10 protein-coding genes are annotated in these 12,191 nt (G+C 30.9%); 7 read left to right on the forward strand and 3 right to left on the reverse strand.

Annotated features, from left to right (window positions below; all coding sequences use genetic code 11):
* The first annotated feature begins 316 nt into the window (after positions 1-316).
* The 5 genes from MHH45_RS26975 to MHH45_RS26995 all read left to right on the forward strand — a co-directional run bounded on the left by MHH45_RS26975 (position 317) and on the right by MHH45_RS26995 (position 4,787).
* Complete coding sequence (locus MHH45_RS26975; RefSeq protein ID WP_088094637.1) at positions 317-1,288, forward strand: Replicase RepFR55; 972 nt, start codon at positions 317-319, stop codon at positions 1,286-1,288.
* A gap of 670 nt (positions 1,289-1,958) precedes the next feature.
* Positions 1,959-2,510, forward strand: coding sequence for a DUF3967 domain-containing protein (locus MHH45_RS26980; RefSeq protein WP_088094638.1), 552 nt, complete (start codon positions 1,959-1,961; stop codon positions 2,508-2,510).
* Between the two features lie 240 nt (positions 2,511-2,750).
* Entirely contained in the window at positions 2,751-3,941 is a 1,191-nt protein-coding gene (locus tag MHH45_RS26985; RefSeq protein WP_088094639.1) for a ParM/StbA family protein, read from the forward strand.
* Between the two features lie 9 nt (positions 3,942-3,950).
* Positions 3,951-4,385, forward strand: coding sequence for a hypothetical protein (locus MHH45_RS26990; RefSeq protein WP_240517020.1), 435 nt, complete (start codon positions 3,951-3,953; stop codon positions 4,383-4,385).
* A 135-nt stretch (positions 4,386-4,520) separates the two neighbouring features.
* Positions 4,521-4,787: a hypothetical protein gene (locus MHH45_RS26995; RefSeq protein ID WP_088094641.1), complete on the forward strand. Its 267-nt coding sequence runs from the start codon at positions 4,521-4,523 to the stop codon at positions 4,785-4,787.
* Positions 4,788-4,820: 33 nt separating this feature from the next.
* On the opposite strand, the gene MHH45_RS27000 is transcribed toward MHH45_RS26995, so the two are convergent.
* Together MHH45_RS27000 and MHH45_RS27005 are read right to left on the reverse strand one after the other, a co-directional pair.
* Positions 4,821-4,973 carry a Phr family secreted Rap phosphatase inhibitor gene (locus MHH45_RS27000; protein ID WP_140386112.1) on the reverse strand — a complete coding sequence of 51 codons (153 nt, stop codon included), beginning with the start codon at positions 4,971-4,973 and terminating at the stop codon, positions 4,821-4,823.
* Positions 4,970-6,076: a response regulator aspartate phosphatase gene (locus tag MHH45_RS27005; protein ID WP_088094642.1), complete on the reverse strand. Its 1,107-nt coding sequence runs from the start codon at positions 6,074-6,076 to the stop codon at positions 4,970-4,972. The genes MHH45_RS27000 and MHH45_RS27005 overlap by 4 nt, the downstream gene beginning before the upstream one ends.
* Before the next feature lie 188 nt (positions 6,077-6,264).
* On the opposite strand from MHH45_RS27005, the gene MHH45_RS27010 reads away from it, so the two are divergent.
* On the forward strand, positions 6,265-6,753 hold the full coding sequence (locus MHH45_RS27010; RefSeq protein WP_088094643.1) for a zinc-ribbon domain-containing protein: 489 nt from the start codon (positions 6,265-6,267) through the stop codon (positions 6,751-6,753).
* 123 nt (positions 6,754-6,876) lie between these two features.
* Here MHH45_RS27010 and MHH45_RS27015 read toward each other — a convergent pair whose 3' ends face one another.
* Complete coding sequence (locus MHH45_RS27015; protein WP_088094644.1) at positions 6,877-8,574, reverse strand: helix-turn-helix domain-containing protein; 1,698 nt, start codon at positions 8,572-8,574, stop codon at positions 6,877-6,879.
* 1,207 nt (positions 8,575-9,781) lie between these two features.
* Here MHH45_RS27015 and MHH45_RS27020 point away from each other — a divergent pair.
* On the forward strand, positions 9,782-11,482 hold the full coding sequence (locus tag MHH45_RS27020) for a hypothetical protein (protein WP_088094528.1): 1,701 nt from the start codon (positions 9,782-9,784) through the stop codon (positions 11,480-11,482).
* Positions 11,483-12,191: the final 709 nt, after the last annotated feature.

A 12,191-nucleotide genomic window follows, 5' to 3' on the forward strand; every position in this document is an offset into this window, starting at 1 on the left:
AAACAGGTTGTTTAAGTAAAAATTACTAATTATTAGATTGATATTCTACCTTAATAGTTATAAAATTAATGCATAATTAAATTTATCGTTTAAATTATTATAAATAAAAAAACCCTACCGCAAGCCATTTTTAATTGATCTTTCAGTTTGGCCGCTGAATCAATTAAAAACCTTAAGAAAGTAGGGGGTTTTTCCATATTAAAATATATATTATCTACGACTATTATAGCACTTAATATATATAATGTGAATAAAAACCTCTACTTTTTCAGCATTTTTCTGTATATTTGTGGTGGAAAAAATAGGAGGTTTTTTCGTGTTGTTACAAAACTTTTTGCTTAGTAAAGCAAAGACCGATTTAAGTCGCCGCATTAAACACTTACCTAAAACACTTGGAGCTATTAATCAAACAATAAAGAAAGTGACTAAGTATATTGATTATATTGTCCTAAAATATGAAGGTGTTACTACAAAGGATTATCTTACCAAACGAAAATATGAAGCATTAGAAACTGTTTTATCGTATTTGGTACAAGAAGGGTATTCCCAAGTAAGGCAAGATCATATCAGCAAAAAATCAGGTATTTCCAAACCAATTATTAATTACGTGTTTAATTGGTTACAAGATTTAGGAGTATGCCAACAGATTAAAGTACGAAGACACGGTAAAATTGCTCCTTCGATTTACATTTTAACCATACATAACAATTACTTAAAAATTATAGAATACTTCAAGGTAAAATGGGCTGTAGCAATTGATGTATGCTCTACTTTCACTGAAATTTTAAAGAAGAAACTCTTTAAGAACGCCAGTGTCTCTGACCATGAAGAACAGAATGTTTCATCCAATGGCATAGATATTTTAAATTTTGAAGAACTAGCAAAAACGAATACTTATACACAAAATACTACTGATAGATCCCAAGATATAGATGAATATTTAAGTGAAGATCAGAAAAAAACATATCGCTATATAACAAGTCAACTAGTAACAAATTTAACAGAACCGGACGCTTATACTATATCCTTAAGAATGCCGAAAAAAATTGACCGTTATCAAAGATGGGATTTTGAAAAATGCGTTGAATGGTTTGAATATAATCAAGCTGAAATAAGTAATCCCGCTCATTTTATGAAAATGTTCGCTGAAAAATCCAAACAAAGAAAAGAGCGTAACGCTAACGTTGAATTTGAAGAAAAATATGAAAGTAAATTCAATTTTCACAATTGGATTGATGATCCAAAGTTTGATCCTATACTGCAAAAATTGAATACAAATCATCACTAATTTGTAAATCTAAAAAAATATTTATATTACAGCCATGCTCAAAAAATCATATACGAGCAAGGCTATTTGTCATGTCTTGATATATACTCTTCTCAAATTTCTATTTTTCTACATAAACATCTTCAAACAACCCTCTCATTTCCTCAGCTTTTTACTATTTTTCTTATCTATTTATCTATAAAACTTACACTCTGTATAAACTGAAAATTCTACCATTTACTCTCGATTTAACTTTGAATTTTACTAAGAAGAAATCTTGAAATGCTTGTCATAGTAAGAGTCACGGTTCAAAAATGAATCCTAATGTTTTTATTGAATTTAATTTTTAAAAAACAAGAATTAATAAGTACGATGATCTTAAATCAGGCTTAAATTTTAAAAGGAAATTCTGTCTCTTTTTAGGGAAAACCTACATACCTTGTCTAATATGTATATAAGAACTTGAAATAGACATGATAGTTCCCTAAACAACTACAATATTAATAGCTATATTGTAAATTTAATATTTTATCCTTATCAATATTTGTAGAAATTAAGTTGCCTTATATTTAATATAGCAACTTATAACGAGGCATGGGGAATCTTTTCATTTAAAAAATAACTATAAAGTGTAGGGATTTTACCAATTAATGTGGAAGCGTTCTATATAAAAACTAAGGAGGTAGAACAGTTGCAAGAACGCTCGTTTTGGACAAAAGAAGTTGCGGAACAATTAGAGATAGGAACCAGTACACTGAGAAAATGGTGTTTAGCTTTAGAACAAGAAAACTACTCTTTTGTCAAAGGTGCAAAAAATAGTCGTGCTTTTGTTCAAAAAGATATTCAAGTACTCGAACAGATGAAAAAGCTGATCCAAGAAGCTGGAATGAGCATTGAAAGTGCTGTGAAGGTTGTTTTATCTGTTCCTTTTATTGAAGATAAAGCGAATATTGTTTCAGAAGAAAACAAGAGAACGCCAGGCGTTCTACCTGAGAACACAATAACTTTTAATAAAGAGTTTATAGAACAATTACTTCAAGAACAAATATTACTGAAAGAGAAAATTCAACAGCTCGAACGCATAGAATTAATGAATGCCGAACGCTTAGAACGCATAGAGAACAGATATAATGAACGTGATTCGTTACTGTTAACGCATGTTAGAGAAATTCAAGAAACAAAACAACTTATTGTAGCATCACAAAATAAAGAAGAAAAAAAATGGTGGGAATTCTGGAAATAATGTAAAACATTATAATTCAAAATAAGTTATAATAATTTATTTTGAATTAAAAAAATGTCATGAGCCCTCTTCTAGTTCAATACAATAAATTATTTCAAATAAAAATAAATTATTTTAAATTAAAATAATTTATTTTTATTTATTATATTGCATTTAATAATGATTTGAGATAAAATTGTAATTAAGATAAATCAAAATAACTTAAAATGAATTCTTTTCAATTAGAAAGGGGTAATATAAATGAAATTAAATTACTTTGTAGAAGATGACAATGGGAATTCTGAGAAAAAGATTACGATTAATGGAGAAATGATGAAATTTCCAAACACTTACAGTTACGTGTATAAAGAACCTGTTCCACAAGATAAAAAAATTGAAGAGTTAGTGTATGGGCTAATTCATAACATGGATGTTGCTGTTAATTCGTCAGCATTAAAAGGTCAAGTAGCTCAGAGAGTTTTTGTTGGGGAACGTGCTATACGTTCAGGTGAGGATCTTCAAAACCTTAACATTAGATCAAACCGAGGTAAACATAAACAAGATACTACAATTATGACAACAGTTAGTGCAATTGCTTGTCGTGCGGTTCAAGATATGTTTAAAAAAGAGAATTCTTTAGAAGAAGGTACAAATGTAGAAGTGAATGTTTTAATGGTTACAGCTCTACCAGCCAGTGAATGGACGAAAGAAAAAGCAAAACAACTTTCTGACAGGTTTACAAATAGTAGTCATCACGTAACTGTTACTGTTGGTGATATAAGAATTTATGTAACTTTAAAATTTGAAAAGGTTATCGTTGTACAAGAAGGAACGGTCGCACTATTTGCATTGATTGAAGATGGAAAAGGTAACTATAGAAATGACGACTTATTTGATGAATTTAAAGAAATGTATGCTATGAAAGATATAACAGGTGAATATTTCCGTGAGAAACGTCTTCTTCATATAGATGTGGGCGACGGAACTACAGAATATGTTGTTACTAAAGGATATGATTATGATAATGACCATTCTTCTGGAGAAAGACATGGTATAGGTCATGCGATTGAACGTGCTAAAAAAGACTTTGAAGATGAATGGGGATTCTCTGTAGAAAGACAAGAGTTTGCTGGATATCTAAAAGAAGAGCATCCTAAATATTATGAGGATGCTAAGAAATTTCTAGCAAGAGCAAAGTTCAATTTGGCTGATGAAGTGTTAGATACTGCGGAAACTAAATTACAAGATTTAAAATATGATGTAGACGTAGTTGTTGTCTATGGTGGTGGGAGCATTCAATTAAAAGAAAATCTTTTCGAGGACTTAAAAGAAATTTGTGATTCTAAAAAAATTAAAATACTATGGATTAAACCCAAGTATGCAACAGAAATGAATGTAAAAGGCATGACAGTATTCAGCTCAATTGCACTTCAAAAAGAACAAGTAAAATAGGTGATTATGATGGCAAAACCAAAAGCGATTCAAATTCCATTATCAGAAAAAATGCGTCAAAGATGTCCGGAATTATTCGTTTGGATAGATGCTCAAGAAAACCCAAATGAAGCAACAAGAAAGGTTTTAGAACATTTTATCTCATTGTACGGAACACAAAGCGTTGATAGTGAAGAAGTGAAGCTGGGAATGGCAAAAGACCTTCTTAGTGCAAAAGGAATGCTACAAGGAGATATACCAAGAGGTGTATCTTCCCTAGCACCTTTAACATACAGAAAACACGAAGAGGGTATTTCAATTAAAGAAAATGAAATATCAAATAGAGGCACAAAAGAAGAAAATATGCCGGAAGATGTTGATATTGAAAAATCGGAAGAAATGATTGAAGAAGAGACAGTAAGTAAACCTATAAAAAGAAATATGGATATAAACAAATGGCTCTAAGAGTAAGTTACAATATAGTATTTGTATGAGAAGAACCAATAGACAAAATGCATAAGGACAACATGGAGTGCTTACTTTTTAGAGAAAGCACTCTTTTTTATTTTTCATAAATAGGATAAAGAGAGGTGATAATTGATGAGCGTTTCAGTAGCTAATGAAAGACGATGGCTGAAGACTTTGAAATTATTAGGATATTATACAATAATATTGGGAGTAATTTTAATTATATTGTATGTACTGAAAACATTTATTTTACAAGTTTTAGGGGTCTTGGTAGTCGGAGTATTTGTAGTAATTGGTTTTTATTTCTTAGGATATTTACTGATAGGTGTTCTTAGTTTGTTAATAATTGTAGGAAGTGTTATATGTGCAGTGGGTCTTTTAGTTTATTTACTAGCTTAATATCAGGATGTAATCCAAAATGGAGGGGATGATTCACCCCCCTCCATTTCCGTGTTGATACTGGACAGCAACTGGATATTGAATACCCATACTGATTTGTTTGGAATCTGTGGAAGGTGCTTGTACACAAGACAGTATTGTTATTGTTGTTATAATTCCCATTATAATAAGTGTTATTTTCTTCATTTTTGACCCTCCTTATCAAAGAGTTTTTCTTTTAATTTTTCTTTTAAGTTACTGGCTAAATAAAAATATTCACTAGCTTTTAAATAATTTTTTTCTTGGTAATATTTATGTGCTAACTGTTCATGATACTTTTGAGTATACTCTAATAAGTTTTCTTTTTCAAAATAAGTATTTCCTGCTTGAACCAATTTTTCTATTTCTAAAGCAGGGATATTATTGACAAAAGCTTGTAAAATATAAAAGTGATGTAAATATTCTTCATTTTGTAAACCTTTACAAATGTGTATGCCTCTTTCAATGCGTTCAGAAGCAACATCTATTTCTTTAATTTTAAAACGTTCTCTAGCTTCAATAAATAGTGCTTTATAGTTATTTAACATTTTTTGATTAACTTCAGAAAGGTATCGTAGAGATAAAGTAGAGAGATTCTGTTCAGAGTACATAAAGGCTAAATTTTGACGAACCATTAAGATAAAAGTTTCTTCCTCTATCTTTTGAAATGTATTTAATGCAGATGTGTAGTATTCTTCTGCCATTTCAAATTCTTGTAAATGGGTGCAAAACAATCCCGAAAGATTATTACAAAAAGCTATATTAACTTCACAGTTATCATGTTGAGAGAAAATTTCTTTAGCTATAGATATTTCTTTTAAAGCTAATAATGACTGGAAATTTTCATATAAAGAATATCCTAACATATAATGAAATTCTGCATATTCTAATTTATCAGAGCAATATTGTAAAAGATTTTCTGCTTTATAGAAATAATCCTTACCTAAAATATAATTTCCAGTTGCATTATAATAGATTGCTTTGAAAAAATGATAGTAGTATGCTAAGATGCCTGTGGTAGGTATAACGAACGAATCTATAATATCAAAATCATTTTTAGAAATACCTAAATTGTCCACTAAATAGTTATATCGAAAATCCACAAGTGAGTAATGTAATAATAAATCCGGAAAGTGCTGAAATTCATGGATGTGTTTGTCAACTTCTTCTTTTAGATGAATAGCTTTGTCAATGTTTCGTGTACGGATAACAGCATACCATTCGTATAGTAATTCTGTATGTTTCTCACCGCTTTTCAATTGAACATTCATTTCTTTCCCCCCCCATCATCCCGTAAAAAATAAAGGGAATATTCTCATAATAAAATAATAGCAGATAAACAAAAAATTAATCTTATTAGCGTTATGTTTCAATATTTTTCTGAATATTCTGGAAAATATATACTTTCACCTCGAAAGTGAAAACATTAAAAATAAACTAACTCAATATATCGAAACTGATGAACATTATAAAGCAGCAGGAAACCATTTGCACTTCCTCCCTGTCTCTTTTATTAATGTGGGTAACGGATTTAGCAACATTGATGCCGGAACTTTCTACACAATGGCATCCAACTAAGAATCTAAATTTATCACCTTCGCAAATAAAGAAATCATCTAATAAAAAAGTTTGGTGGTTATGTGATAAAGGTCATGAATGGAAAACTAGTGTTGGTGCACGAACGGGGAAAAACGGTACTGGCTGTCCTTATTGTTCTGGTCAAAGAGTTGCAGTCGGCGAGAATGATTTAGCGACACTAAATCCTTATTTAGCAAAAGAATGGCATCCTTATAAAAATGGAGATTTAACTCCAAATGATGTGACAAAAGGTTCTCATATAAAAGTATGGTGGGTATGCAAAATTGGGCATGAGTGGGAGTCTAGAATTGCAAACAGAAATAATGGTAATGGTTGCCCTCATTGCCGAAAAGCAAAATTGAACAAATAGCTTTTTTTCTACTAAATAAAATGCCCAGACATATTAAACATGACTAATATGTCTGAACCATTGTTATTTGTGACTTTTTTCAATTTAGGTCTTGATAAATTCAGAGGGTTCCTGCTTCTTTTCTTACATAGACTCAATTATGATTTGCCTTTCATACCATTTGGTTAATTTATTATTGACGCTATTTGAGATGCGCTTCATTTTCTTATTACAAAATCTTGATAACGTAGCAGGAGATAATCCTATCTCATCTGCAATTTCGCGCATTGTTCTATTTTTGCGCATATGTTGGTGCATAATTTTCTCTCTAATCATATCCTCTGAACCATCAATACTATGCTTTACCGTATCGATGGTTAAACTATTTTCTTGCTTATCCAGAGCTTCAATCACCTTTTTCTTTACTAAACTACCGATATTATCCATCAACTCTTTAGGAGGCAAGATGGTGATTCCTAATTTAGAGTAGTAATTTTTAAACCAATTCCGTTCTCCAATCCTGGATTCATCAAGTTCCTCACTGTATGCCCAATGTGAAATAACTTTTTCTTTTTCTAAATCTATTAACACATTTTCTAATTGCTCACGAATACGATGTGGACGTCCCTTCGCAATATTAATCCCCATTACAGACAATAGTCCTTTTTCTCCACCAATTGAATAGGGTCTTTGTAAATTACTATACTGTTGGCGTATTCTCCACTGCCAGGATAAGTACCGAATTAGTCGCTTATGGAATTTGTGTCGATAACTATTGTACTCCAATGCTTTTTTTGATAATAACGCTGTTGTACTATTAGAACCGTATAAATACATCGATAAAAAGCTGCCTGGTTTTATTCTACACGATTCAATACCTACGTAATCATTGGTATTTTTATCTCTCCAAAGAACTACAGAATCTAAAACAAAGAGTCTTTTAATTACTTCACGTTTCATTTCAAATTGCTTACCAGTTTCTGCACGATCATTTAAAACAACTACTTCATTATCATCATTTAAATAAATAAAGATACTCGCTAAAGCAGCAATTCGTTGAGCAATTTTAATTTTATCTTCTGCACGATAATACTCTATGCCGTTTGCTCTTGCTTTTGGCATATTACACATTTCCAACACATTCTCGTAACTGAAATCAATAAACTCATCTGGAGACTTCGCTTGATTCAACCACTGTATCGTAATTGTATCTAGACAGTCAGCTGTAAGATCATCCATATTACTGATAACACCATCTACTAGTATTGACCATCTTTCTGCTTCATTAGTGTTTACTAATCTTAGATCTTCATCTTTATGTGATGAAAGCTGAGCAACTCCACTTGTACTTTTAGTTTCCAATGGTAATATAGGCACTGCTCCTAATTCATCTTCTTCAAATTGATTTTTTGCTATACCATCACGTAGTTGATAATATACCGCGTCATTACTAACAGGATAGTAATCATCAGTAATGTCCGTTTCTTGTTCTTTTACCTTCTTATCTTTTGTATTAGATAAGATAGTCGTTTCAACTGTTTCTGACATTCCTTCAAACTCTTGCTCTATTATCTTATCAAGTACACTTCGAAGCTCATTTTTATATTTATCTAAATTTGCATATATGTGCAATAACGAAATTCCTTGTTCTTGTTTCTGACCTAACCAAGAAACAAGTGCTGAAAATGAGGGAGAAATATTAGCTGAAGTTACTAATTTGTCATGATTTCCTTGTACTTCATCATAATATTTATTCCACTTTGTCCATAGCTGCTTGTTCTCTTTATACATTGGAGCAGCAAGAAAAAGGGCATCACTAAACAACACCAATACTTTCTCCAAATAAAAAACCTCCTAACAAAATAACCACCGGATATATATACTATATAACTTGAAATATCCTAGCTATATAGTGGCAACACAGCTCAAAACCTAAAATGTTACCGGAATCTTCTGCATATATTAACAATTCATCGTACGATGCTTGGAATACTACTTAATCAGTCGGGTTCTTGTCTTTAATTATATAAGACTGTGTCTATTTGTAAAATTACTACTTTACACTGTACTCCCCATTCAAGAAAGTCATTAGGCAATCAAAGATGAAGGCTATACTTTTTAGGTTATATCTGTTTGTCTCTTATATCACAAATCAATTGCCATCATACAGCTATATGGTGGCAACTACAGGCCAAAAATATTAGGTTTCATCTAAAAAGTATGAAATTCTTTATACACTACAATTTCAAAACCTTTGCTACTATAGCAACCTTATAGTTATATAGTGGCCATAGATATATAAAATGAAACGTTATAGCTATATGGTGGCAACTGCAGAACAAAAATATTAAGTTTCATCTATAAAGCATTACATTCTTTATACACAACAATTTCAAAACCTTTGCCATTATAGCAACCTTATAGTTACATTGTGGCAATATCTATATATAAAACTTGAAATGTTATAGCTATATGGTGGCAACATCTTTTAATAAAAAATACCCTCTAAATCTATACCTACCAAGGGTTTAAGTGCATTTTACAATAAATAAAAATTTTATTTCAAACATGAAACGCTTTAGCGGCATGATGGCAACTAATTTTAAGAAACATGAAACAAATATAGCTATATGATGGCAACACTTCTTTGTTAAAAAGCAACCCCAAACCACCTATATAACAACATTTATATGTGGATTTTACACGTTCAACAAATATATTAAAATATGAAACGTTATAGCTATATGATGGCAACAACACTTACATTAAGAACATGAAAAGACTTATAAAATCAAGGTTTATAGGCTTTTTTACAAATTCGATATGCGTTTCATGATTGAAATCCCTTATAGCTATATGGTGGCAACAAACTTTTTTTTATGAAACGTCAAATCCCTTGGGCGCCAAGGGATTCAGGTACGTTTCATATTTTTATTTTTTCTCTTAAAGGGGCACATTTCATCAAATTCAGATTTGCTATAATCATAATTGGTATATTTTATAGTGATTTGGCATATATTTCTGGATTTATGTGTAGGAGGTGAAAAAGATGGGACAATCATTTATTATTCGTAATCAACGTAGTCTAAATGGACAAGATACAAATGCAGTTCTAGTAACATTGAAATCTTGGCAGAAACTTGTTGAAGCTTTTGAAGAAAAATACTACAGCTATAAAGATACATACCTTGAGGATATTCTGGATCATATGACATATGAAGAACGCATTGCTGATGTAGACGGATTTGTGGCTCAGGCGAAACCATCTTTTTCACGTCGTACACTATCTGCTATTTCAGAAACAATGGGACGAAAACATAAATTATATGGCATTACAAATGCAGATTTAGAAGTCTTCTTATATCTACACAAGAAATGTTACACGAATGGGATCATTCCAAATGTAACAGTACATATGATGTGGGAAGATTACAAGCAATATAAAGAGGAATTTGCTTATATACAACATTCTCAATTCTATATTGCATTAAAGAAATTAAGTTTACATAACATTATTACAATAGAAAATGAATTAGATGGTCGCTATACCATTAAGTTAACTCATTTTATGAATGAAGAAACTGAAAAGGTAAATTCCTATGTGTATATTAGCCCGGTCGTTTTTACTAAGGCTTTTTTTGAGATGTCAGTTGCGGCCAAAAAGCTATTCCTGGACATTGCTATGCAACAGCACAGCGAAACGACGCTTAAACGTTCCTTAGATAAACAGGATGAAAGAGGAAATACAACTCATTTTGGCGGAATGTACCGCTTTTTACATAAGAAATACCCACATCAAATCCGTGCGGTTATGACAGAATTAACAACTGCATTGCCATGTACAGGGACTCCCCTATTCAAAATTTGCAAGTTGCAAAAAGGAAGTAAAAATAAAAAAAGATATACGACTTTATATCTATCCTTACATACAGATTTCTTATGTACAAAAGAAGCTGGGGAAATACAGTATCGTGATCCATTTCCTCCAAAGGTTACGTATGTACGGAAAGCTCGTTTTATTGAATCTGTGCTACAAGAACTGAATATCGGTGAATTTGCACAAGACATGAATAAATTTATTCATGTACTTAAGTATACTTGTCATCGACAAATTCGAAGTGTCATTCGCAGCTTACGTGACATGATAGATCGTAATGAAGAATATCCAAGTAAGTTAGTGTATACGCTGAAAAAAATATTAAATCAAACATCACAATATCAAATTCTTGATACAGCGGCAAAAGAAGGCATTTACCCTCTTATTACACAACATGTTTCAAAAGAACAAAAGGAACAAGCTGTATTTGATTTTGGATTGCATTTCTCTATGTACTCTCTTCGAAACATCAAAAAGTTGTTCCGTAAAACATATGAGTTACTAAAATCCAAATTCGCTGTACCAGTTACAGAGGAATCGTATCACCGTAACTATTTAAAATATCAAGAAGAAACATTGTTTAGAAAATACGCCTATGAACAAGGTGCAAATCTAAATGCTTATATAGCTTTAGAAATAGAAATACGTGAACTTCTAAAAACAAGAGGACATAAAGATCGCTTTATTCCTAGTGATGTTCGTGAATTGTTCATTGAAAAGATAGATCGACTACCTAAAGAAAAGCTTCGCGTTATTGAAGTACCGGATGACTTCAATTTGATTACATTTATGCGTGCATTTGAACAATTAGTACGCACTGGTATTCATGTAACAACAGCCGAACAAGTACTTGAGGTAATAGAATTAAATTAACGATATTCCGCTCTCTATTTTTGAAAAAAATATAAATAGAGGGCTATTCGTGTTGATTACATTATTTAAAAGCCCTTCACTGATTTCTCCTCATAGACACCCTTACTCGATTCTATTCATAAATAGAGTCTTTTTTATACATTCCTATACAAAACTGTACTGCAATTAACTGATTTTCCACATCTATGTTTAAATAAACATGTTATTTTTATCTAAAATGCAAGCAAATACCTACAAAAAATCATAAGAAAAACATTAAATATCGTGGGTATGTAGATAAATAGAACCTAATGTGAATAATATTATGTAATTATTATTGAAATAAAGGCGTTTTAGTACTTCACCTATCAAAAATCATCAATATTTATGTGAGTCATGTGACAAATTCTAATTATGTTGATTAGTTAACCTATATTGTGAATGTTTTGTGAGTAAATATTAAGTAATTGTGGACATCCGGGGGATAAATTGAAAATTTATTACTTGAATAAATATATTTAACAATGCATCAATTTGTTTCATTTTTTATGTAGAAATACATGATATTATTTATGATTATTTGTAGGTTTTATACCTTACTAATAGCTAATTTTGTGTTGTTAGATTCTGCTATTTATGATTTTTTGTGCTATGATATGCTCAAATCCCTTGTTACAGTAGGGATAGAATCATATTTACTAGCTCTATATAAGTTTTATCTTTATATTTT

Origin of the sequence: Bacillus sp. FSL K6-0042 (assembly GCF_038006685.1) — a bacterium.
Lineage (GTDB): Bacteria > Bacillota > Bacilli > Bacillales > Bacillaceae_G > Bacillus_A > Bacillus_A pseudomycoides.